Annotated in this window: 23 protein-coding genes and 1 other annotated feature; of the genes, 7 read left to right on the forward strand and 16 right to left on the reverse strand. The window is 47.2% G+C overall.

The window, feature by feature from the left end; all coding sequences use genetic code 11:
- Nucleotides 1-34: 34 nt before the first annotated feature.
- From tatC to MHB84_RS06430, 5 genes are all read right to left on the reverse strand, one after another.
- A complete protein-coding gene (gene tatC / locus MHB84_RS06410) occupies nt 35-817 on the reverse strand; it encodes a twin-arginine translocase subunit TatC (RefSeq protein ID WP_076291531.1) in 783 nt (260 codons plus the stop codon).
- Between the two features lie 78 nt (nt 818-895).
- Nucleotides 896-1,144, reverse strand: coding sequence for a twin-arginine translocase TatA/TatE family subunit (gene tatA / locus MHB84_RS06415; RefSeq protein WP_076291530.1), 249 nt, complete (start codon nt 1,142-1,144; stop codon nt 896-898).
- Between the two features lie 202 nt (nt 1,145-1,346).
- Nucleotides 1,347-1,832 carry a MogA/MoaB family molybdenum cofactor biosynthesis protein gene (locus MHB84_RS06420; protein ID WP_024630749.1) on the reverse strand — a complete coding sequence of 162 codons (486 nt, stop codon included), beginning with the start codon at nt 1,830-1,832 and terminating at the stop codon, nt 1,347-1,349.
- A gap of 37 nt (nt 1,833-1,869) precedes the next feature.
- Nucleotides 1,870-2,373, reverse strand: a complete 504-nt coding sequence (gene moaC / locus MHB84_RS06425) for a cyclic pyranopterin monophosphate synthase MoaC (protein WP_076291529.1) — start codon at nt 2,371-2,373, stop codon at nt 1,870-1,872.
- A gap of 15 nt (nt 2,374-2,388) precedes the next feature.
- Nucleotides 2,389-3,027 carry a 5-formyltetrahydrofolate cyclo-ligase gene (locus MHB84_RS06430; protein WP_076291528.1) on the reverse strand — a complete coding sequence of 213 codons (639 nt, stop codon included), beginning with the start codon at nt 3,025-3,027 and terminating at the stop codon, nt 2,389-2,391.
- 278 nt (nt 3,028-3,305) lie between these two features.
- On the opposite strand from MHB84_RS06430, the gene MHB84_RS06435 reads away from it, so the two are divergent.
- Nucleotides 3,306-5,264 carry an ABC-F family ATP-binding cassette domain-containing protein gene (locus MHB84_RS06435; RefSeq protein ID WP_076291527.1) on the forward strand — a complete coding sequence of 653 codons (1,959 nt, stop codon included), beginning with the start codon at nt 3,306-3,308 and terminating at the stop codon, nt 5,262-5,264.
- 578 nt (nt 5,265-5,842) lie between these two features.
- Here MHB84_RS06435 and MHB84_RS06440 read toward each other — a convergent pair.
- From MHB84_RS06440 to MHB84_RS06470, 8 genes are all read right to left on the reverse strand, one after another.
- Nucleotides 5,843-7,399: a 2-isopropylmalate synthase gene (locus tag MHB84_RS06440; RefSeq protein ID WP_076291526.1), complete on the reverse strand. Its 1,557-nt coding sequence runs from the start codon at nt 7,397-7,399 to the stop codon at nt 5,843-5,845.
- Between the two features lie 217 nt (nt 7,400-7,616).
- Nucleotides 7,617-7,960, reverse strand: a binding site (T-box leader).
- Nucleotides 7,957-8,127, reverse strand: coding sequence for a hypothetical protein (locus MHB84_RS31350; RefSeq protein WP_432206571.1), 171 nt, complete (start codon nt 8,125-8,127; stop codon nt 7,957-7,959). (Overlaps the previous feature by 4 nt.)
- Before the next feature lie 528 nt (nt 8,128-8,655).
- Nucleotides 8,656-9,711, reverse strand: coding sequence for a tRNA (adenosine(37)-N6)-threonylcarbamoyltransferase complex transferase subunit TsaD (tsaD, locus tag MHB84_RS06445; protein WP_076291525.1), 1,056 nt, complete (start codon nt 9,709-9,711; stop codon nt 8,656-8,658).
- Nucleotides 9,708-10,229 carry a ribosomal protein S18-alanine N-acetyltransferase gene (gene rimI / locus MHB84_RS06450; protein ID WP_076291524.1) on the reverse strand — a complete coding sequence of 174 codons (522 nt, stop codon included), beginning with the start codon at nt 10,227-10,229 and terminating at the stop codon, nt 9,708-9,710. Before rimI ends, tsaD begins: the two co-directional genes overlap by 4 nt.
- A 237-nt stretch (nt 10,230-10,466) precedes the next feature.
- Complete coding sequence (gene tsaB, locus MHB84_RS06455) at nt 10,467-11,315, reverse strand: tRNA (adenosine(37)-N6)-threonylcarbamoyltransferase complex dimerization subunit type 1 TsaB (RefSeq protein ID WP_076291574.1); 849 nt, start codon at nt 11,313-11,315, stop codon at nt 10,467-10,469.
- A 2-nt stretch (nt 11,316-11,317) separates the two neighbouring features.
- On the reverse strand, nt 11,318-11,800 hold the full coding sequence (gene tsaE / locus MHB84_RS06460) for a tRNA (adenosine(37)-N6)-threonylcarbamoyltransferase complex ATPase subunit type 1 TsaE (RefSeq protein ID WP_076291523.1): 483 nt from the start codon (nt 11,798-11,800) through the stop codon (nt 11,318-11,320).
- Nucleotides 11,801-11,993: 193 nt separating this feature from the next.
- Nucleotides 11,994-12,170, reverse strand: coding sequence for an H-type small acid-soluble spore protein (locus MHB84_RS06465; protein WP_053783520.1), 177 nt, complete (start codon nt 12,168-12,170; stop codon nt 11,994-11,996).
- 5 nt (nt 12,171-12,175) lie between these two features.
- Nucleotides 12,176-12,472, reverse strand: coding sequence for a hypothetical protein (locus MHB84_RS06470; RefSeq protein WP_076291522.1), 297 nt, complete (start codon nt 12,470-12,472; stop codon nt 12,176-12,178).
- A gap of 195 nt (nt 12,473-12,667) precedes the next feature.
- Between MHB84_RS06470 and ku the strand changes: the two genes are divergently transcribed.
- From ku to ligD, 5 genes are all read left to right on the forward strand, one after another.
- Entirely contained in the window at nt 12,668-13,579 is a 912-nt protein-coding gene (gene ku / locus MHB84_RS06475; RefSeq protein ID WP_076291521.1) for a non-homologous end joining protein Ku, read from the forward strand.
- A 305-nt stretch (nt 13,580-13,884) separates the two neighbouring features.
- Nucleotides 13,885-14,754, forward strand: coding sequence for a VOC family protein (locus MHB84_RS06480; protein WP_076291520.1), 870 nt, complete (start codon nt 13,885-13,887; stop codon nt 14,752-14,754).
- 217 nt (nt 14,755-14,971) lie between these two features.
- Nucleotides 14,972-16,069 carry a GerAB/ArcD/ProY family transporter gene (locus MHB84_RS06485; protein WP_076291519.1) on the forward strand — a complete coding sequence of 366 codons (1,098 nt, stop codon included), beginning with the start codon at nt 14,972-14,974 and terminating at the stop codon, nt 16,067-16,069.
- Nucleotides 16,070-16,141: 72 nt separating this feature from the next.
- The gene (locus MHB84_RS06490) at nt 16,142-17,107 is read left to right on the forward strand and encodes an ATP-dependent DNA ligase (protein ID WP_076291518.1); all 966 of its coding nucleotides are present in this window, start codon (nt 16,142-16,144) and stop codon (nt 17,105-17,107) included.
- Between the two features lie 80 nt (nt 17,108-17,187).
- Nucleotides 17,188-18,078, forward strand: a complete 891-nt coding sequence (gene ligD / locus MHB84_RS06495) for a non-homologous end-joining DNA ligase (protein WP_076291517.1) — start codon at nt 17,188-17,190, stop codon at nt 18,076-18,078.
- Nucleotides 18,079-18,137: 59 nt separating this feature from the next.
- Here the strand turns inward: ligD and MHB84_RS06500 are convergent, their stop codons facing one another.
- Both MHB84_RS06500 and cls read right to left on the reverse strand, forming a co-directional pair.
- Nucleotides 18,138-19,046: a YitT family protein gene (locus MHB84_RS06500; RefSeq protein ID WP_053783466.1), complete on the reverse strand. Its 909-nt coding sequence runs from the start codon at nt 19,044-19,046 to the stop codon at nt 18,138-18,140.
- A gap of 346 nt (nt 19,047-19,392) precedes the next feature.
- Nucleotides 19,393-20,832 carry a cardiolipin synthase gene (cls, locus tag MHB84_RS06505; protein WP_076291516.1) on the reverse strand — a complete coding sequence of 480 codons (1,440 nt, stop codon included), beginning with the start codon at nt 20,830-20,832 and terminating at the stop codon, nt 19,393-19,395.
- 375 nt (nt 20,833-21,207) lie between these two features.
- Between cls and MHB84_RS06510 the strand changes: the two genes are divergently transcribed.
- Nucleotides 21,208-22,554 (forward strand): hemolysin family protein, encoded by a 1,347-nt coding sequence (locus MHB84_RS06510; protein WP_076291515.1) that lies wholly within the window; start codon nt 21,208-21,210, stop codon nt 22,552-22,554.
- 145 nt (nt 22,555-22,699) lie between these two features.
- On the opposite strand, the gene MHB84_RS06515 is transcribed toward MHB84_RS06510, so the two are convergent.
- A complete protein-coding gene (locus MHB84_RS06515; RefSeq protein WP_076291514.1) occupies nt 22,700-24,289 on the reverse strand; it encodes an alpha/beta hydrolase family protein in 1,590 nt (529 codons plus the stop codon).
- Nucleotides 24,290-24,323: the final 34 nt, after the last annotated feature.

The raw sequence follows: 24,323 nt of genomic DNA on the forward strand, positions 1-24,323 counted from the left end.
ATTACGATTACAACATCCTATGGAATCTCTCTTGTTATACTGCGCTCTGATTGTCCTCGGCACGGATGTAACGGGACTCAGCCTCTGCATCAGCTGCAAGCTGTTTACGATACACAAAGCCAGACAGAAACACACTAATCTCATATAACAGTAACAACGGAATCATCACTAGAAAATCGGAAATAAAGTCAGGTGGTGTAACCACAACTGCAATGAAAATCAGGACAAAATAAGCGACTCTGCGCATTTTGCGAAGCCTTATCGGATTCAATATCCGCAGCCCTGTCAGGAACATAATAATTAACGGAAGTTCGAACAAAAGGGACACCGGCAGTACAATACCAAACAAAAAACTGAAATACTGCTTCATTCCGTAAGTCTCGACAAGCCCCATTTTTTCCGTAATCGATGAAGTAAAAGAAAGTGCCATCGGGAAAACAACGTAGTACGAGAAAGCTAACCCGATCAGAAATAACAGAAATACATAAGGTACATACTTCAACGTGGCTTTTCGCTCACGCGGGCGCAGACCTGGACTGACAAACTTCCAGAGCTGAAACACCGTAAACGGCAGCGTAATGACCAGCGAGAATAGTCCGGCAATCTTCATGTAGATGCCAATCCCGTCCCAGAACGAGAATGCATGCAGCACAAACCCCTGAGCAGTCTCTGCCTTCGTCAGATATTGATACACTGGGTCCGCCACCAGAAAGCCTGCCACCAGTCCCAAAATAAAAATACTCAACACATAAATCAACCGCTTGCGCAGCTCACTCAAATGTTCTGTAAGCGTCATTTCTTCCTTCTGCTGCGTCATGCCTGCCCCCCATTGTTGCCAGCTTAAAATACAAAACCCTTCCGGCAGGAAGGGATTTCTCTTTCATTGCCGTCAAAGTTATTCCGGCAGGCGTTTATCCTCAGGCTTGTCTGTAGATGCAGTCTCAGATGCCAGTGGCTTCGCCTTTTCCTGCTCCTTGCGACTGGATGAATCATCATCCGAAATAATCTCACGTGCGCCTTCTTTGAATTCACGGAAAGTGCGTCCGACTGCCCGCCCCAATTCCGGAAGCTTGTTAGGTCCAAACAAAAGCAACGCGATAACGGCCAGCAAAATAAAACCTGTTGGTCCAATGGAACTTAACATTGATATTATTCCTCCTCGTTTCAAGCTTCAAAGATGCACACGCTTGGCCATAGGCTCATAGATGTCTTTGCTTCATTTTGAATTATGTCAATCATACCATAGATGTAACCACTTACATAACCCACATTATTCACAAAAGAGACCTCGACATCCAATCATTTCTCCCTGCTTGATTTCACACCCGCTACTATATGATTCACTCTTATTGCTTGAACTGACCCGTAACCATCAGCAGAGCTTCCGGAAGCTGATCCATAATAGCCGCCAAATGCTCATGCACACCCTTCGGTGTACCTGGCAGGTTGACAATCAATGTACGTCCGCGAATGCCGCATACGCCGCGGAACAGCATGGCAGAACGATTCTTGCCCATGACACTGTATCTCATGGCTTCAGCCATGCCTGGAACTTCCCGTTCAATAACCCGCCTTGTCGCTTCTGGAGTAATATCACGAATCGCAAGCTCCGTTCCCCCAGTGGTCAATACCAAATCAGCGTGAAAATAATCTGTCATTTCAATCAAAGCCGCAATAATCTCATCGGGTTCATCCGGAACGATGCGGTACTCCACGATTTCCCCACCCAGTTCTTCTTCCACAAGTTCCCGGATCACTTGGGCACTCGTATCCTCACGTTCCCCGCGGGCCCCTTTGTCGCTGGCTGTCAGGATTGCTGTTCTCCACACCATAAAGATCACCCTTCTCCTCTATGAAAATAAATGTCCCTTATCGGCTGAAATCGCCGTTTTTGCCACCACTTTTGAAATTAAGCATGGTTGGACCGATAATCATATCTTTTTGCATGGCTTTACACATGTCATAGATCGTCAGTGCCGCAGCCGACGCCGCCGTGAGCGCCTCCATCTCGACACCTGTCTTCCCTTCGGTTTTGACCGTAACTTCAATCTGCAATTCATCGACACCGTTATCATGAAAACGAATATCCACACCCGTCAATGCCAATGGATGGCACATCGGAATCCAGTCCGACGTTTTCTTGGCGCCCTGAATACCCGCAATTTGGGCCACAGCCAGAACGTCACCTTTACCGATGCGGCCCTCCCGAATCGCTTCAAGCGTAGTCGGATTCATCGTCACTTTGGATACCGCAACAGCTGTTCGCACGGTACTTTCCTTACCCGAAATATCAACCATCCGAGCTCGTCCCTGTTCATTAAAATGAGTCAGTTTACTGCCGGAAGCCTGGTCGTTATTCGTTTCTGAATTCAATCACATCACAACCCTTTATACGATATGTAATATACCTTCGGTTGTTATCAACAGATCAATCCGCAGATCAAGCGGGTCCATCGGAATTTCATCTTGAAGCTGGCCTGGCAATACCAATGCAGCCATCAGTGGTCTTTTGTCCGTCATTGCACATTTCGCTGCAAGTGTCTCGGCAAAACGATCATAATAACCGCCGCCATAACCAATGCGCCCTCCTTGAAGGTCATATCCTAGCCCCGGTACGATGACAAGATCGATATCCGGCCAGCTATCAGGTTGCAGCACTTCACAGGAATTCTTGGGTTCAGGTATCCCCCATATTCCTGGCTGAATATCCTGTTCACCCATGACACGCCGCAACTCCATACGAGCCGGATTGTCCAGCACTTTCGGTGCGATCATCCGATCACCATGCTTCCAGCCTTCTTCAAATAAAAAGGCCGTAGATGCTTCGCTTCCATAAGACAAATAGCTGAAAATCATAAGCCGCTTGTTCCCCAGCTTCCATTTGTCCCGCCTAAGGCGCTCCAGCTCCCGCTTCGTCACATCATTGATCTCAGTCATCGCCTGCTGACGCATGCTTTCATCCATCAGATCCCGGCTCTGTCTCAGCTTGGAACGAAGACGGATTTTCTGTTCCGTATGATCCTGCATGTCCTTGAATAACCTCCTGTTGATCGGGAAGGTAAACTAGCTCTCAATTAAAACCATTTATATGTTATGCACCAGTTGCCATCGTGTTGGAATCGTTAAAATGATTCATTTTCTGCAAAATCCTCATGTATTAACATGCCTTCTTTCAGTTTATCATTGATTGACCAAAAAGACTACACGCCCCAGGCACTCCTAATCGGTGCATTTGCTCTGTATTTCATGTAAACTGGGATATAGTTGTCATATCAAGAACTGGACCTATGGAGGAACTTAATTTTATGCTGCTGCAAGTATCCGGAATTATCAAACGTTTTGGTGTCGATCCAATCCTGGACGGCGTGAACTTACAAATATTAGAACGCGAGCGCATCGGCCTCGTTGGTGTTAACGGAGCAGGAAAATCCACTTTGCTCAAAATTGTAGCAGGGGAAATGTCCTATGATGGCGGACAGATTTTCAAATCCAAGGAAACAACGCTTGGTTACCTCGCCCAGAACAGCGGACTGCAATCCGATCGCTCCATATGGGAAGAAATGATGAACGTATTCGCCCATCTGACCCAGGCTGAAGCGGATTTGCGCCAGATGGAACAGGATATTGCCGACCCCGCACAGATGGAAGACGAAAAAAAATACGCCGATCTGCTTGAACGTTATGCCAAACGCTCGGACTGGTTCAAGGATCATGGCGGTTATGAGATGGAAACCCGTATTCGCAGTGTACTTCACGGGATGGGCTTCGGTGAATTTTCACCAGATACTCAGATTGCCACACTGAGCGGCGGACAAAAGACACGTCTTGCGCTTGCTCGCATTTTGCTTCAGGCCCCTGACCTGCTCATGCTGGACGAGCCTACCAACTATCTCGACATCGCCACCCTCACGTGGCTGGAAGACTACCTCAGAGGTTATTCAGGCGCCTTGCTGGTTGTATCCCATGACCGGTATTTCCTTGACCGGCTTGTAACAACCATCGTGGAGATCGAACGACACCGCTCCAGAAAATATACGGGCAATTACAGCCGATACATGGAACTAAAAGCTGCCGAGTACGAAAGCCAGATGAAGCAATATGAGAAACAACAGGATGAAATCTCCAAAATGGAGGACTTTGTTCAGAAGAATATCGTACGTGCTTCAACGACCAAACGGGCACAGAGCCGCCGCAAGGCACTCGATAAGATGGAACGGCTCGACAAACCGATGGGAGATCTGAAGAAAGCTCATTTCTCTTTTGAAACGGCTGTCATGTCCGGTAAAGAAGTGCTCCGTGTGGATCAGCTTTCCGTTGCCTACGATGAGGCTTCGCCATTGTTCCGCAATGTATCTTTTGATCTAAGACGCGGGGAAACGGTTGCTTTGATCGGTCCAAACGGTATAGGTAAATCCACCTTGCTGAAATGCCTCACCGGAAGTTTGCGTCCTGTAAGCGGTGAGATCCAATGGGGTACCAAGGTGCAGATTGGCTATTACGATCAGGAGCAGACGGGACTTAATCCTTCCAATACGGTATTGGAAGAGCTGTGGAGTGCCTATCCAGGCATGGAGGAAGCACGGATTCGTACGGTGCTAGGCAACTTCCTGTTCAGTGGAGATGATGTACTCAAAAAAATCTCATCGCTCAGCGGTGGTGAAAAAGCACGTGTCTCCCTCTCCAAGCTCATGCTCAAGGAAGCCAATATGCTCATTCTGGATGAGCCTACGAACCATCTCGACCTGTTCGCCAAAGAAGTACTTGAAGCAGCACTGATGGACTATGAAGGCACGTTGCTGTTCATCTCGCATGACCGGTATTTCCTCAATAAAATGGCTGAACGCATTGTTGAACTGCATCCGGGTGGAACAGAACATTACCTGGGCAATTATGATGACTATGTGGAGAAGAAACAGGAGCTTGAAGATATCGCTCGCGAAGCGGCTGAAGCACGCCTTGCCTCTTCCAAAAACTCGGCTAAATCTGATCCAGCCCTATCCTCAACCGAAAAATCCGGAGCCGCCTCATTCGAAGCGGACAAGCAGGCCAAACGCGAAGAACGTAACCGCCAGCGCAAGCAGGAAGCTCTGGAACAACAGATTGCGAAGCTGGAAACGGAGATTACGGAGCTTGAGGCTCAGATGGCCCTGCCTGAAATATATCAGGACTACATGAAGCTGCAAGAACTCCAGGAGAAAGCAGAGGATCACAAGCTTCAACTGGCCAAGGCTTATGAAGAGTGGGAAGAATTAGCTTTGGAATAAAATTGGACCATTCCAGTGCATTTCCTGCTGCCATGCGGCGTGGAACATTTAACAATACTTAAAAGCTGATTCCTTGACGGAATCAGCTTTTTTGTTAATGATAAACCGTAGAGTTTTGACAAGGGTGTTTGCATAATTGTCAAATTCACTCGAATCATGGAAATTATTTTTCTGTTGATTACCATCCCCTTTATCCACAGGAAAGCAATATAGCAAGCAACTTAATTAACTTAATTATACGGCGGTAGAATAGCTTTTTTTGCACAAAAACCATATTTATCCACCAAGTTATCCACTTTATCCACAACTTTGTGGATATAACAGGGGACTTCTATCCCCTAAAGACATTTATTTTCGAAAACATTACTGGTTTGGGTTTGCTAGAGTTACCCACAAATTATCCTGAATATGTGGATAACTATAATCACATCTTGACAAACCTATCCTGGCCCTCATATTTTATCTCCTATAAAAGGACAAAAGCAGACCTCTGTATTTAAGGTCTGCTTTTGGTCTGCTTTTGGTCTGCTTTTGAATACAAAGCACAAAGTTATGTGGTGTGATATGCGGAAGTAATATTACGCATGCACTGATTCATCACTTTCAGTAGACTCCGCCTTCAGTCCGGCCGCATTGCATGCTGCTACATAAGCCAGACCGGCTGCCATGACAATATCATTGTGCGTGGCAGTTCCTCTGAATTCACGTCCAGCACGCTCCACGGTAACCGCAGCTTCTGCACTCGCAGCCTCTCCTCCGCTCAGTGCGTGCATTTCCATATCGACAAACGTAATGTCGTCCGAGATACTTTGACCAATCGCTCGAATCGTTGCATCTACCGGACCACCGCCAACCGCAGAATAGGATTGCTCCCCTGCGCTCGTGCGAATGCGAACTGCTGCCATTCGATCCGTCATGCTGCCCGCCGTAACCTGCAATTCAACCAGTTCATAATCCTGCGCAGGAATATTCATGGTCTGACTCACCATCTGCAATAACTGGTCATCACTGACCACTTTCTGTTGATCGGCAGTTTCTTTAAATATCTCATACAGCTGTTCCATTTGCTGCTCATCCGGTTCAAAGCCATATTTGCGAACCCGATCTTTCAAAGCGTGACGCCCGGAATGTTTGCCCAGAATAATCATACTGCGTGGAATACCCAGCGCTTCCGGGTCCATAATCTCATACGTACTCCGATTCTTAAGCAGACCATCCTGGTGAATACCAGACTCATGCTGGAAGGCATTGCGCCCTACTACCGGTTTGTTGTAGGCAATTGGGAAATGCATCGCACGACTAATCTGACGGGATGTCTCATACATCTGGTTCAGTTTGATATTTGTCGTTGCGCCAATAACGTCTCCCCGCGTCTCCAGAGCCATAATCAGCTCCTCCAATGCACAGTTACCCGTCCGTTCTCCCACACCGTTGATGGTTACTTCGATCTGGGAAGCACCGTTGGCAATTGCAGCCAGACTGTTGGCAACCGCGAGGCCTAAATCATTATGACAGTGTGCGCTATATCGAACCTTATCTCCGCCTCTTGCGCCCTCACGTACCTGACGGAACATCTCTCCATATTCATGCGGCAGTGCGTACCCAACCGTATCTGGCAAATTGATAATACTTGCTCCCGCTTCAATGGCTACTTCAACCATTTCGATCAAATCATCCATCTTCGTGCGAGCCGCATCCATGGCAGTGAATTCCACAATATCCGTGAACTGACGTGCATAGGAGACCATCTCCCGGGCGGTAGCTACGACTTCGCTGCGCGGACGGCGCAGTTGATGCTCAATATGAATGTCCGAAGAGGAAATAAACAAGTGAATCCGGCGGCGCGCTGCGTCAGCCGTTGCTCGAACGGCTGCATCAATATCCCCTTTGACCGCACGCGCGAATCCGCAAATCTCCACGTTTTGCAGTTGTCTGGAAATCGCCTGAACCGCCGCGAACTCACCTGGACTTGAGATCGGGAATCCAGGCTCGATGACGTCAATGCCCAGAGAAGCCAACTGATGTGCCAGTTCAATTTTTTGTTCAGGCTGCAGACTCGCTCCCGGTGCTTGTTCTCCATCGCGCAGTGTTGTATCAAAAATCTCAATCATGCGTTTGTTATTGTTCGTTGTCATATTCATCAACCTCCATCAAATTTGAATGTATATTGGTTATTTTGGGGATGTGAACGAGATGTTCATTTCCCGTTTTCTATGTTTATTCATTTTGGATTCCATGCCGATGTGCACGTCGACTTGCACGCCGGACATATTTCTTTGTCTAAACCATAATTATTGATTCCCATCGCCCACCCTGCTGCCGGCAGCAAACACAAATAACCCGCCATCTCATCTAAGAGACGGCGGGTTATTATCCCTCCGCGGTACCACTCTTGCTTGATGGTCCAGGCTTGCGCCAGGCACCATCCACCTCGTCGTCTCCAGCCAAGATCCATTGCAGCTACGTACGCAACAATAACAATCGATCCAGCCGGAGAAACACCCTATAACGGAGGTTAACCGTTGCTGTGTACCACAATGCCCTGTTGGTTATAGGACAAGGGATGAGACATAGTCTCATCTGTTTCCACAGCTCCGTTCCCGGGCGAGATTCGAACGATTTCAGCCACTGCGTCGCACCACCCCGCAGCTCTCTGTGCGCTTTATCGTTTTACTGCTCCCGTTCATTACATTTATGATATGTGACCATGAATTTCATCACCATTTTGAAAATCAAAAAAGCCTGCCATCTCCTGCAATAATGCAAGAGACGACAGGCTGTTCACCTTCGCGGTACCACTCTTGTTGACTTTCATTTCCTTCGAGCTGATCCTGTATGCGTCCATACCGTTATCATTGCCCAAAGTGACAAAAGCCCCCTCAGTTATTGTTGATCTTCTACCGATATGTCATCCGGATTCCATCAACAACGGCCCATTCACGGAGGCAACCCGTAACCATGTACTTTGGGCCATCATCGGCCTTCGGCTTCTCCCAGGGAGTTACCGTGTTCCATCGTTCCGCTTCCAGGTGAGTTTCAGGTTTCCTTCGACTGCGTTACACCACCCCGCAGCTCTCTATGACCGGGAAATACCCTACTGTTCCTGTTCATTGCGTTTCAGTTCAGGAATCTATATAAGTCAACAAATGAATATTTACACTGGCGCTCCGATGACAGAACAACCTTCCGATCGCTGTTATCCCCAGATTTCTTTGATTCCCTTCTCTAAGAGGGAAAATCCGGTGATAAAGGCGCACGCTTCGCTTCTTCAGGTTATTTCTGTCCTCTCCGCTATCGTGTAAATGTTTAGTTGAACATATCGTATTCCTGTTTTAATTTGTAATTAATATACAGTCTTCACTTGAGACTGTCAAGTATATACATGAATCTTCTAGAGCGATTGAACAGACCATGCCTCAAGCGAAAGTCCAGGATCAGCTTTGGCATCGAATTCCGAGATTTCTCCCCGCCGCCACTTCAAATACGCGGCAGCTCCAATCATCGCTGCATTGTCGGTGCAATACTCCATCGGCGGGATCAGCAATTCGAGCCCTTCCTTCGCACAACGTTCCTGCAAAGCTGAACGCAATCCCCGGTTTGCCGCGACGCCACCGCATAACAGCAATTGACGTGATCCGTACTCACGGACAGCCCTTACTGCTTTTTCTACCAGCACTTCGACGACAGATTCCTGGAATCCCCGTGCCACAGCAGATGGTTCAAGCGTTTCTCCGCGCATTTTGGCTTGATTCAAAACATTCAGTACAGCAGACTTCAGACCGCTAAGGCTGAAATCATAGGAATCGGCTTCCAGCCAGACACGAGGCAAAGGTACCGCCTGCTCTGCTTCAGCAGCCATCCGGTCCACATGTGGTCCTCCCGGATAGGGACAACCCAGTGCACGCGCCACTTTGTCATAAGCCTCGCCTACAGCATCGTCACGCGTACGTCCGATCAGTTTGAACTTTCCTTCGGATTCCATATGCACAAGCTCGGTATGACCACCTGAAACCACCAGTGCCATTGCTGGATATTGCAGCTCATGGGTAAGTCTGTTGGCATAGATATGTCCCGCGATATGATGTGTGCCAATGAGAGGTTTGCCAAGTGCCATGGCCATGGTTTTCGCTGCCACGATGCCGACCAGCAATGCACCAACCAGTCCAGGCCCTTGTGTCACGGCGATCGCACTCAGATCACGCGGACGGATGCCGGATTGCTCAATAGCCTGTTCCAACATCAATGTAATGACTTCCACGTGTTTACGCGAAGCGACTTCAGGCACAACCCCGCCAAACGCCTTATGAGTCTCGATCTGACTGGAGATCAGATTGGACAGCACTTCCCGTCCATCCTTGACTACCGCTACAGATGTTTCATCACAGCTTGTCTCAACTGCCAATATATAAGATGGTGCTGAACTTACCTTTTCATTGAAATCCTTCATGAATCCGTTACGCTTCCTTCCTCTTCGCCGCTCCGGCTCGCAGGCGGCAAATTCGCCCACATAATCATCGCATCTTCCCCATTGTCGGAGTAATACCCTTTACGAAGACCAGCCGATTCAAACCCTTTTTTCTGATACAAGCTCTGGGCAATCCGATTCGAAACCCTGACTTCCAGCGTCATTCGTTCCATCCCGAGATAAGCCGCCGTTTTCATCAATTCGTCCAGCAGCTTCTCACCGAGCTTGCGCCCACGATAAGCTTCCCGGACTGCAATATTGGTAATGTGGGCTTCATCCATAATTGTCCACATACCGGCATAGCCGATCGCTGTACCTTCCAATTCCATGACCATATATTTAGCAAAATGATTGTGTGTCAATTCATTTTGAAATGCTTCTTCCGTCCAGGGCAGGGTGAAGGCTTCATGTTCAATAATCATTACATCGGGAATATCACCCAGAGTCATGAACCTGAACTGAAGCGCTGCTTCCTGCGCGTCATTCTCCACGTTGTCCATCTGCTTCCCCTCCCTTTTAGTGCGTGTTCAAAAAGACCGGTTTTCAGTACCGAGAAGATGGGATAAAGCTAGAAATGGAGTAGCGGAGCGTAGGGAAACTACGTGAGCAACTACAATGTTTCCCAAGGAAACATTCTTCGTAAGCATCCGCTTATTTCGGCCGAATTCCATATTCGATGCTGATGATGCCACTAGGCATCCTTCGTAATCAAAAGCGGACATTTTGAACAACCTCTTTTAGCCTTTGCGTAGCAGGTTGGCTTCCGCTTCAGCCAGCTGGGTGTAGTTGGGCACGAGCGCATGCACGTCATCTCGCTGACCTGCAAGCAGCGCCTCGGCGCCTAAGCGCCCAATCCAGCGGCCCTCCAGCTCATAGGGTACGAGCTGGAGCGCCGTTCCTGCGGGGCAGCGAAGCTCAGCCGCTGCCGCAGCATGCGGGCCCGTCTCGCCGACAATCCAGACGGCAGCGGGCCGCTCTTCCGGCGCCGCTTCCGCCATGCGGGCGGCGAGGGCTTCCAGCCATCCGTCTACCATACGGATGGCATCTGGCGCCAGCCGCCGGGGTGCAGCGCTCCCGGCGGAGGCAAACAGCGCGGTATAGGCTTGGCCGCGCCGTGCATCCACAAGCGGAACGATCCAGTGGACAGGGGCGGCACCAGTGCCGCCCTGGTCCGCGGATAGCGTTCCGCCAGCCCCTGCTGCGGCATCCTCCGCCGCAGCTTCGGCCTTGGCGGCGAGGCCGCTGTGCCAGCCGCCCCAGGCTAGGGCCTGAAGGCTGGACACCCCGACAACGGGGATGTCCCACGCCCAGGCTAGCGTCTTCGCCGCGGTCACCGCAATGCGGATGCCCGTGTACGAGCCCGGGCCAATGCCGACGGCAATGCCGTCCAGCTGTCCCGGCTGCGTGCTGCTGGCTTCCAGCAACTGCTCCATTACAGGCACGACGTGTACCGAATGGTTGCGTTCTGCCCGTTCATTGCGTTCTTCCAGAAGGGCGTGGCCTTCCATCACTGAGGCTGCCATCACCGCAGTCGAGGTATCCAACGCCAAAAACCGCTGGCGCGGCTGTTTTTGTAAATCTTCCATCATCATTTGACTCCATTCTGTCTGAACTGTCGGCACATGGCAGCATAAGTCTCGCCATACCCATCCAGCGTAATCGTTCGATCCTCCGGGCCCGTCGTCTCGATCTGCACATGCAGGTGTTCCTGTGGCAGTAATTCGGGAATGATGCTGGACCATTCCACCAGACTAACTCCGGTTCCATAGAAATACTCATCCAGTCCAAGCTCGTCCGCTTCTTCCAGTGATATGCGATACACATCCATGTGATACAAGGGCAGGCGCCCTTCGTATTCCTTGATCAATGTAAACGTGGGGCTGTTAACCACATCACGTACACCCAAATGCCACGCAAACTTTTGTGAAAATGCCGTTTTGCCCGCGCCCAGATCACCGTCTAGTGCAATCACCATGCCGGCGGTTGCCTGTTCAGCGAGTGCGGACGCGAGTACTTCTGTATCTGCAATGCCATGGGAGTGATACACCCACTGCTCATGCGTCTGATTCAATATACGCCCCACCTTTGGCGGTCAAGCCGCCTGAGTTCACTTTGAACTTTATTATATCGGTCCCATTCTCACCCCGCAACATCGAAGGATCAGAAGCAGAACGGAAGATAGGCCACCATTCACACGAATGACAAATAAACCGGCACCTGACGGCACCGGCCTTTCCTAGACATCCTTTACCAGATGTTCTCTTTTACTCTTCCAAACGGTCTACACGTACCGTCTGGGTATTCCCCGGTCTGCTGCCTACCTGCACCGTTGCCATGCCATTGGCTTCATCCACATTTTCGATCCAAACCGGATCTCCTTCCAATGTAACAGCAATCGTGTCTTTGGAATCATAAATGGCTTTCGCCCGTTTCACATCCATCATTGTTATTCATACTCCCCTTCCGGATCATCATGCGATTCCCGCACCATGCTATCTGTTGTACTCTCACCAATATATCCGTTATCTTCTGTAACTTGTCCACCGCCCAGACCTTCATTCACCATCCGGTCAATGTCCAGCATAAACGACTCCCTGTCAAGCGGCAGCTCTTCTGACGTGATAGCCTCCCAGTTAACCGCTGTTGCAGGTGTATGAAAACCTTCAGACCCTTCCGACTCGGCACGAGGATACGGAGAGAACGTATGGGCGTGAGCTTCAACTTCGTCTCGTTTGTTCTTCATAGGGGTACCTCCTGACGTGATAGTTAACAACTAACATCATCCTCTTTCAAAACAACGCTATAAGCGAAGATCTTCAAGGATGTTTCTGTTATCATCCCCCACTCTTTCTGAAGCATACCGATCCGGGAAAATAGGGTTATCCCGCCCGTGAAATGCCCATACTATACCTAAAATGTTCTCGGAAAGGAGCCGTTCATGCATACAGTCTGGAAAGGTGCCATTAGCTTTGGTCTGGTTCATGTTCCTGTCAAAATGTTTTCGGCTACCGAAGACAAAGACATCTCCATGCGTTACATTCACAAAGTCTGCGGCAGTCCACTTGCTTATGTACGTAAATGTCCTTCCTGTGAAGTTGAGGTTCAATGGGAAGAGATCACCAAAGGATATGAATATGAGAAAGGCAAATTCGTCTTGTTCGAAAAGGACGAGCTTGAAGCGTTAAATGATTCCAGCAGCAAAACCATTACCATTCTGGATTTTGTGGATTTAACGGAGATCGATCCGATTTATTTTCAAAAAACGTATTACCTCTCTCCCGATCAAGCGGGAGGAAACGCCTACCAGCTATTAATGACAGCCATGCGGGATACAGGAAAGATTGGCATCGCCAAGATATCCATTCGCTCCAAAAGTAGTTTGGCCGCCATTCGTGTGCTGGACGATTGCCTCTCCATGGAAACCATTTTCTATCCAGACGAGATTCGTCCCGTCTCTCAGGTTCCCAACCTGCCCGAGGTTCTAAACGTAAACGAGAAGGAATTGACGATGGCCAAATTACTGATCGATCAGTTATCTACTCCTTTTGAACCTGGTAAATATACGGACGACTACCGCGCCAAACTGCTGGATCTGATCAATCACAAAGTAGCCGGTGAAGAAATCAAAATTGCCCCTGCTAAACCAGAAGCGAATGTCATGGATCTCATGGCAGCACTGCAAGCAAGTATTGAAGCTGTGAAGCCCATTCCAACCGATCCCGGAACCACCACAGCCAAACCTAAGAAACGTGCTCCCAAGAAAACTTCAGTCCAAGCAGCAGCTGGAGGAGAAACAGAGACTCCTGCTCCTGCCAAAAGAAAGAAGGCTGCTCCTAAACCCAAGGCGTAAACAGCAAACAGCACAGGATTCACTTGTCACTAACATCAACATTGGAGATCCGGCCATGCAGCCGGATTTTTGTTTTGTACTCCATAATTGAAGTAATACTCAACCAAGAATGAATATACCAAAATCGAAAATACAATTGACGAAAGTTGATTTATATTTTATATTAACTTATGAAAAGTAACTTATTTATAAATGTACAGTTAGGCCTCATAACTATATGAACTATGACATTACAATACCCCTATTTCATTGCCAATAAGTGAACCGCAACAATTCAACTAAACTTTATACAGGAGGAATTCCTTATGACTTCTACTTATCAAATCCCTGCTACAACCCATCTGGGTGAAGTAAGTTTGCGAATCAGCAATTTGGATCGATCCATTCAATTTTATACCGAAGTGGTCGGACTGAAACTGCTTGAACGCAGCGACAAAGTCGCTACCCTGACAGCCGATGGAAAGCAGTCTCTTCTGCGCCTTGAGCAGTTGACCGATGCAGTAACGATGCCTGTTCGCTCCACTTCAGGTCTGTATCACTTCGCCATCCTGCTGCCTGACCGCAAATCGCTGGGCCTTGCTCTTCGTAATCTGGCTGAATCCGGCATCGAAATTGGTCAAGGTGATCATCTGGTCAGTGAAGCATTCTACATTTCCGATCCAGATCAGAACGGTATCGAAATCTATTCAGACCGTGCCCGCGACACCTGGAAGCGAGATTCAGAAAATAACTACATTATGTCAAGTGATCCTGTTGATGTAGACAGCCTGTTTGCTCTCGCCGCGAACGAACCTTGGCAGGGATTACCTGCCGGAACGGTCATTGGTCATGTTCACTTCCATGTACGCAGTCTGGAAGAGTCACGCCGTTTCTACACAGGAGTACTTGGATTCGATATCGTTGGTAACTTCGCCAACATGTCTGCCCTGTTTGTATCCGCTGGCGGTTATCACCATCACATCGGACTGAACATTTGGGCTGGTACAGGCGCCCCTGTAAATCCGGCCAATGCGACAGGCATTGACTACTTCACCATCATTTATGACGGAAAAGAACAATTGGAACAAGCTCTAGAACAACTACGTCAATCCAACACATCTATCGAACAGCAAGGTAAGGACTGGTTTACTGTAGACCCACAAAATATTCGTATTCGCCTGACCACAACGAGCTAATACGGAGAATCCGTGATGCGAATGTTGTGCATTAAGTTGAGTAATCTGAATAGCCCGGATACAAATTTCCTTGTTTCTTATAGGAAATTAGTCGTCCGGGCTTTTTGGCTTTCCTTTTTTTCATGCAGATCTATTCCTTTACCCATTTCCTAATAAAATTGGTGCAATTGGCGTATCCTAACCAAATATCTAGATCGACATGCGAAGGAGAACCCACATGATTGAAAAGGGGCGTTTAACTGTAAGACAACTGGGCTCACTGATGTTCTTATGCACGATTGGTGAACAGATTATCGTCTTCCCCTCAATGGTCACCTCATATGCGCATCAGGATGCATGGATATCCGCATTAATGGGGGTTGCCGGGGGAGCAGGGGTACTGTCCATCATGCTCGTTGTATACAAACTTCAGCCCCGCATGAATCTGATCCAACATGCATTGTATACGCTTGGCCCCTGGATTGGGGCGTTCATCAGCTGTTTTTATCTATTCTATTTTCTAATGGGTACATCTGCATTCATAAGAGAAATTGGGGATTTCATGACGACCCAGATCCTGCCTGAATCTCCCCTCTTCATTGTGAGTTTGCTTTTTGTTTGTACTCTTGCCTGGGGACTCTTTTCTGGTCTGGAACCCATAGGCAGAAGTGCCGAGGTACTTCTGCCCTTGATCGTGCTGTTCCTGCTCATTCTGACCGTCTGTCTATTCCCGCATTCGCATCTGGACAACATCAAGCCCGTTCTTGCAGAAGGCTTTCTGAATCCCTTTAAAGGCTTTGTCGCTGTGCTTACCTATCCTTATTGTGAATTGTGCATCTTTCTTATGCTCTTTCCTTATGCGAAAAAGGAAGCACATTGGGAAAAGGATATCCTTCTAGCAGCCATCATAGGGGGATTGATGCTTACCCTAACGCTAACCATCTGTCTGCTGGTCATGGGTCCATTTATGACGCAGCACCATTGGTTTGCAGCATTTAATCTGTCGCTGAAGATCAATATAGGCAACTTTTTGCAGCGGATTGAGGCCTTTATGGCTTCCGTCTGGATAATTGCCGTCTTTTTCAAGAGCATTCTGTTCTTCTACAGCTTTGTACTCGGAATCACTCATCTCTTCAAACTGTCCAGCTATCGTCCACTCATTTTGCCTGGCGCCATGTTGATTCTGTCCATGTCCATTGTGCTAGCACCCAACGAAAATTTCTATCTCAAAGTTGTTATTCCGTATTGGATTGATTGGGATTTGACTTGTGGTATCGCGATTCCTTTACTGCTTATTATGGTACATAAGCTGAAAGCACGGCTGCGGAAGAGCTAAACCTACCCTACTCTTAACTTATAGAGAATCAACCTCCAGGCAGATTTGAAAGAGGAAAGGAGTTTTAAGCACATGTTCAATCCCTTGGTTCCTTTTGAACCTATATCCCGAGATGTGATCCCTACCGGGCAAAATTGGATTGCCCAAATCAAATGGGATGGGGTCCGCATGCTTGCTTACGAGGACGGAGAGGGAATTCAGTTAATTAATCGCAGATTGCACAACCGAACTGCACAATATCCTGAGCTAGTTCAGCCACGCAACCTGTGCTCCGTCCCTTCTTATATTTTGGATGGAGAGATTATTGCCCTTGATCCGGATACGGGAAAACCGTCCTTCTATCACGTGCTGCGGCGAGATCGCATGAGCAGACCGGATGGCATTGCCCAAGCTGTAAACCAGATTCCGGTGACTTATATGGTATTTGATATTCTTTTCTGCGATGGGGTATGGGTCACAGATCAACCACTTGCAGATCGTCAGCATCTGCTACATCAAGTTCTGAATCCTGCTCCCCATGTTCAAGAGGTGACTAACACGTCCGATCCCGACGCCCTGCTCACTGTGATGAGACAGCACCAGATGGAGGGAATTGTATGTAAAGACCTTGCCAGTACCTATGGAATCAACGGCAAAGATCAACGCTGGCAGAAGGTTAAGATTTTCCACGACCTATATGCCATGATTGGAGGGGTTACCTACCGAAGCGGCATCGTCAATGCAATTGCAGTCGGTGTATATGATGGGCCTAACTTTGTCTATATTGGTCATGTCGGCACTGGTAAATTGAACTCGGACTCCTGGCGTAAACTAACCGAAGAAGTACAACCTCTTATTCGTAAGGACAGACCTTTTCATAACATACCCGAGAGAAGCGCGGAGACGACATGGATTGAACCACATATCGGCGTCAAAGTGCAATTCATGGAACTCACCCACCATCTTACCCTACGTCACCCAAGCATCCAGGCTTTTGCTTTGGTAAAGCGAGATGAGTGTGCGATCAGCCAGATCAGTCATCTTATCCCTGAACGATAAACTACTTTCACCATACACCCGAAACATCAAAAAGGCTTTCCATTTAAAATTATACTTGCTCACCAGAGGAGGTGATATTCATGGCCCATACAATAAAGGGCACCATAACGATTAATGGAATGGAACTTACCGTGACCAATCCGGATAAGTTGTTATGGCCCGAAGCGGGTGTAACCAAGGCTATCTATTTGCAAAAGTTGGCGGCACTGGCCCCCTATCTACTGACGTACACCCGAAATCGGTTGCTCACCACGATACGTTATCCACATGGTGCAGGTGGCGAGTTTTTCTATCAAAAAAACGCCCCGGAGCCCGTTCCGGAGTTTGTACGAACTGAGATGCATGATGGGATACGATATGTAGTGATGAATGACCTTCCTGATCTGTTATGGCTTGGCAATTTGGCCGCTCTTGAGTTTCACCCTTCCTTACATGCTGTAGGCAGCCATCTGCCTTGCGAGTGGATGATTGATCTCGATCCTTCGCAGGAAGAAGAACCTCGCATCATGCAAGCTGCTCTGATCGTTGGGGAAACGCTAACTTCGCTTGGCCTTAGATCGGTACCGAAAACCTCCGGTGCCACAGGTGTACAGATTATTGTTCCGATCCGCCAAGGTGTAACTTTCGATGAATTAAGAGACATCGGTTATTTTGTAGGCAAATACGTCACTCAAAAACATCCGGATCTATTTACACTGGAACGACTAAAAAAAGACCGGGGGGATCGCATTTATTTTGATTACCTCCAGCATTACGGTGGCAAAACGCTCGCAGCTCCCTACACTCCCCGCGCCAAACCAGGCGGTACAGTTTCTACTCCTCTCACATGGGATGAAGTTCGGAACAACGTTTCGGTTAAGGATTACCACTTGATGAACATCGTGGAACGCTTGACGGAGACTGGAGATCTGATCGCAGCTGTCGACCCCCAGCCTGTTGAACTGATTATCCAGCATTTAAAACAAAAATAGCCGGTTACCCTCAAACCAAGGGTACCGGCTATTTTTTCGTTTACTCGCGATGAGATTCGCTAATGTATACCTTTTTTCTTGAAACGTCCGCCCTTCACATCGTGAATGTTACCTATTGCCACAAAGGCATGTGGGTCCCAATCTTCAACAATGGACTTCAGCTTAGCTTCTTCCAAACGGGTAATAACCACAAAGATAATTTTCTTCTCGTCTCCACTGAAGCCGCCCTCTCCATCCAGAAAAGTGACGCCACGACCCAGACGGTCGGTTAAGGCTGAACCAATATCACGGTACTTCTCACTGATAATCCATACCGATTTGGATTGATCCAAACCTTCATTCACAATATCAATCATCTTCATTGCAATATAATAAGCAATCATGGAGTACAGGGCGTTTGGCCAGCCAAACACAAAACCTGCACCTGCAAAAATAAATACGTTAATGAACAATACGATCTGACCTACAGACAATGGTGATTTCTCACTCAACAGTATGGCTACAATCTCCGTACCATCCAGTGAACCGCCAGAACGAATGACGAGACCAACTCCAACCCCCAAGATCAATCCACCAAATACAGCCCCAAGCAGTGGTTCACCTGGCGTCAGTGCAGGAACGTGGTGTAACAATGACGTTCCAATGGACATTACAACGATCCCGAGCAGTGTGGACAACGCAAACGTTTTACCAATCTGTTTATACCCCAAAATCAGGAAAGGCAAGTTAAGCAAAGTCAGGAAAATTCCAAGTGGCAGATGTGTAAGCTCTGACACCATAATCGAGATCCCTGTTATTCCCCCATCAATAACGCCATTCGGCACGAGAAATACTTCGAGTGACACAGCCATCAGTGCAGCACCGACCAGAATCATCACAATGCGCTGCAGAAGCTTCAGTGAAAACACCGAGCTCTTCACATTGCGGTCCGGCTTGGATGTTAGTTCTTTAACCGATACATTGGACATGGTATCCCCCCCGTTTTGATCAATATGTGAATCCATTTCATAAATCATTTAAGTACCCAGAGGAACCCTACATACAGAGGAACAACACCGTTCCAACGCTATATGCACCCCGTTATAAAAGCACCTAAAGGCTATATGAAATGTATTCAAGTATGTCTTAATTCCGGTTGACAATTCCAAAAGAGAGCAAAAGGGAGCCTGTTTTCCCGCAGACTCCCCTCCTTCGCCAAGACATAATTTATATAAACATTATATCATAAAAGATCAAATTTGAGCAAAATAGTTAGCAAAAAGAAGATAAATTCACAAAAAGTGAACTTATCTTGAGAAATCCGCCTTATAACGGCTAAAGCAGCGGAGAAAGCATGCGAGAAAGCATTTCTGCCCCTTTTTCCCACCGTGAGCGCTGCTGAAACACCTTCACGTCAATCTGGCTGCATTCATTCAGATCACGTTCAAAATCCTCAGTCAGCCGGTCCATAGATGATGTCTCGAACAACACTGCGGTTAACTCAAAATTGCAGAAAAAGCTGCGCATATCCATATTGGCTGTACCTACCGTTGCAAGCAAATTATCCACAATTAAGACCTTGGCATGCACAAAACCTTTGCGATATTGATAGAACTTCACTCCCGCACGCAACAATTCTTCGACATAGGACATAGAAGCCAAATGCACCAGCCGCGAATCCGATTGATACGGAATGATGATTTTCACATCCACCCCACTGACGGCAGCCGTCTTGATTGCTTCGTACAAAGCGGGGTCCGGAATGAAATAGGGTGTTGTGATGTATATGCGTTCACATGCCACGGAAATCGCCCCAAAGCACATTTCCTGAATGGCATCCCAGTCCTGATCCGGCCCGCTGGACAGAATCTGAATCCGCTCTTCCCCACTGCAAATATGTGGCGGGAACAGCTCTGTCAGCTGAGGCTCTGTAATCTGCTCGCCGGAAGCGAGCTTCCAATCGTTCAAGAACGTACTTTGCAGGAAATATACGGCATCTCCCTCAATCTGTACATGGGTATCACGCCAGAATCCAACCTCCGGATATTGCCCAAGATAATCATCACCTATATTAATCCCACCCACAAATCCAATCCTTCCATCCACCACAACAATTTTACGGTGATTCCGGTAATTCACTCTTCGGTCAATCGTAGCAATGAGCGGTGGCAGAAAATAATGAAACTCCACGCCTGCGTCCTGAAACTTGCGAATAAAGCTCCAGCTCATCTTGTGACTGCCAAGTCCATCGCAGATCAAACGTACTTTGACACCTTCCTTTGCCTTGCGAATCATCACATCCTGAAACTTTGTACTGATGACATCATCTCGAAATATATAAAATTCAACATGCAGATGGTGCTCTGCCTGTTCCATGGCCCTCAACATGGCTCCAAATGTCTCTTCACCATTCGTCAGTACCTGGCTCCGGTTGCAGCCTGTAATCGGGCTCTCAGACAGGTGTGTCAGCAGGTTAAACAAACGATGCTGATGATTGTATCGGCCGCCCGACATCTGATCCGCATGCTCGACAATATGAGCCTGCTCCCAGATCGTTTCCCGTATTTCACGAAAGATTCGCGAACCGCCTTTACGGACCTTCTTGCGTTTGCTGTAGTCCTGGGCGACAAAATAATACACAACAAAGCCGATCAAGGGTACACAGAATAAAATAAAAAGCCATGCCACAGCTTTCGCCGGATTACGGAATTCCAGCAACAGAATGGTGGCTGCCTGAAAAGTAAATACGAGCAATATAATGACCAGCCAAAACATTCGGCTTCCTCCTCATGGCAAGGTGTATCCTTGCCGTTCTCTCTCACTGTACAAGCTTTGACGATAAAGCCTTTAGCTAATCATTAGATACCCAATGTATGCACTGTTCGTAACGTTTGCTTAGATAAAATGTTACATACACAGCTGATTGTAGCGGCGCTCAGCCAGTTCATTCCATTCTTCGACGTTGTATATTCTGACTGTGTTCCCCTCTACATATGATTCATTTCAGTCTGTGGATCAGCATTCCATCGCCATTTCGATCATATGGCCTTCCAGACTCTTCCTCTTTTCTTGATGGGAAGGTGGTCTTCTTACGTAAAATTAGATATAATATTCGTTAAAAACTTATTACTTAAAGGAGAAGACTAGTTAATGGACAGTGAGAGGTATGCGTTAAATTTAGTATTGGTTGCTTTTTTGATAGGACTTTCGGCATTTTTTGTAGCGGTGGAATTTGCACTCGTAAGAATTCGCCCGAGCCGGATTGACCAAATGATTGCAGAAGGAAACAAGCGTGCCTTGGCTGTTAAACAAGCCGTTGCCAACTTGGATGGATATTTGTCCGCCTGTCAGTTGGGTATCACGATTACATCTCTGGGACTGGGCTGGCTGGGAGAACCCACGGTTGAGAAAATTCTTCATCCTGTGTTCGAAAGCATGAGCATGCCGGAGGCAGTTTCTTCATTCTTATCGTTTGTTATTGCGTTTGTCGCCATCACGTATTTGCATGTGGTAGTTGGTGAACTTGCACCTAAAACGATTGCAATCCGTAAAGCCGAAGCCGTTGCTCTGCTGACGTCTACACCTATCATCTGGTTTAACCGAATTATGTATCCTTTTATCTGGCTGTTAAACAGCTCAGCGAATCAACTGGTCAAGTTGTTCGGAATCAAACCTGCATCGGAGCATGAAGATGCACACTCCGAAGAAGAATTACAGTTTATCATTAATGAAAGCTTTGAGAGCGGCAAAATCAACCAAGCTGAGTTCGGATATGTAAGCCGGATTTTTGCTTTTGATGAGATGCTTGCCAAAGAAATCATGGTACCCCGGACTGATATGGTCTGCCTTTATGTCAATAGATCGAACGAGGAAAACTTGGATATTATCCGGCAAGAACAATACACCCGTTTTCCAGTAGTAAATGAGAGCAAAGACGATATTATCGGTATCATTAATACCAAACAATTTTTCCTGGAGTTATACGGAAACGACGAACCTGTCGATCTGTCTTCCCTGATTCAGCCGGTATCGGCTGTTCACGAAACGACACCGGTCAAGGACCTGCTCAAAAAAATGCAGAAGGATGGCGTGCATATTGCCGTTCTGGTTGATGAGTATGGAGGGACTTCCGGGATTGTAACGATTGAGGATGTGCTTGAACAGATTGTCGGTGAAATCCGGGATGAGTTTGACGCAGACGAAGTCGAGGATATTCAGGTCATCAATGAAAACTATGTCATTATGGATGGCAAGGTGTCCTTGTCCAAGGTTAACGACATGTTCACGTCAAACCTGGATGCTGACGAATGGGATACCATTGGGGGATGGCTTTATAGCCATCGTCCAGAGATGAATGAACAGGAAGAATATGAGTTCGAGAATCTGACCTTCGTTTTGCTGGAAAAAGACAAAAATCGCTTCTACAAAGTCGCCGTTGTTCCTAAGGAACCACTGACCATGTCCGACTACACTGATGAAGACGAGAAGAGAGCCTAATTGGGCTAAATAAAGCAACAACTTCATATATAATAAGAAGAGCACTTGCCCCTACTTTGGTAAGTGCTCTTCTTATTATTTCTGGCTGAATGTGTTACTTCCCCATGTTATCACTCAACCAGAATGGAACTTACCGTCCCATTTTTTAATTTGATTTTAATACCCACTTCGCAATATCATCGATAATGGCTTTGGAGACATTAGATGGCTCAGCGTACTCTTGACCAATCGAAAGTCCATCATAGCTGGATAAAAGATGATTTACCTTTGGATAGCTATTGTATGTCACATTGGAATGATCTTGAAGAGCCGATTTCCAGTTCTCGAATTGATTCATAGACACTTGCACATCATTTTCGCCTTGGATAATAAGCATAGGGGTATTTTGTGTTTTAGCCAGTTCCGCAGGCACATAATCTCTCTGCTCAAACCACCAATAAGCAGGTTGAAGTGGAAACGCCTCAGGAAGATGATCTACGGAATATTTAGGATCTTTAACGATCGCAGCAACATTTTTATAAAAATCAGCTTGTTCTTTAATGATCTTCGTGTCTAAATCTAGCCGCTTCATCCGATCTACCAATTCGTCTTGCTGCTCGGTCAGCACATCCACAAAGCTACTGCTTGGTGCAGCAAGTAGAATACTCCCTGCAATATCATGCTGATTATCGTCAGCAATGATTAACGGCACTGCAAACCCGCCTTGACTATGTCCAGCCACAAAAATCGCTGTAGGATCAATATTTGGATTCTTTTTAAGCAAATCTACTGCATCGGCTACCTGATTTACACTTTCTTGTTTTAACGTGAATTTAGGCTGTGAAGCGACCTTATAGGTATGTTCATATGTGACCTTATCATATCTTAATACAGCAACTCCTTGTGAAGCTAAACCTACCGCAAGATCGCGAAATGGCTTTGCACCACCAATGGCAGCATCTTGATTGCTAGGCCCAGATCCGTGTACCAGAATGACAACCGGGAAAGGTCCCTCTCCCTTGGGCAAAGTTAATGTCCCTGGCAAAGCCAAATCACCCTGACCAACGGTAATATCTTGCTCTGTATAAGCAGATGGATCGTCATAGCTTGGTTTTTGATAAACATCTGGCGTAGCGGCCGCAATGTACAAGTCATCCACAAGTGCGTTATGATTCATTCTGACCGTAATATTTAAACGAGTCAGCTCAGTTTTAAAAGTATAGGTAACATTGCGATGCACTGTGTTATTTTCTACGTGTTTAGCTATGGCTTCACTTGAAATTTTTCCATTTTGACCTTCTAATGCTGCCCATAGCTGACTCAACAACGTGGGTGACAACACTTCGCTAACAGAGGTATGAACATACTTCGCAGCTTCCTTGCCATTGCCCTCACTAATAAGTGAAATGAATATATCCTCAGGTGCTGCCTTCAGTGTCTCGGTAAGAAATCTCCCATCCATAAAGGTAACTCCTTTCGTTAGCTCAACAGGATTGTCTAAGGGTAAGACTTGCCCATTCACAATCGCCTGTTTCTCTCCTACCTTAACTACAATAGTAAGCTCATTTTTTCGTATTGTGATTTGTCCTGTTGTTTGTTGCCAAGATACTTCTGCCCCATTCTTTTCTGCAATCTCACGAATAGGAACTAAAGCTTTGCCATCAGCAGTTTGTTCAGTAGCTGCAGAGATAGATGTTACTGGCAGGATGAGACATGCAGAAATAAGAGAAAGTAATAGCTTTTTCAAATTGTTCATCGTAATAACTCCCCCTAAGCAATTTTTATTATAT

The organism is Paenibacillus sp. FSL F4-0087, assembly GCF_038020215.1.
In the GTDB taxonomy this organism is placed as follows: domain Bacteria; phylum Bacillota; class Bacilli; order Paenibacillales; family Paenibacillaceae; genus Paenibacillus; species Paenibacillus taichungensis.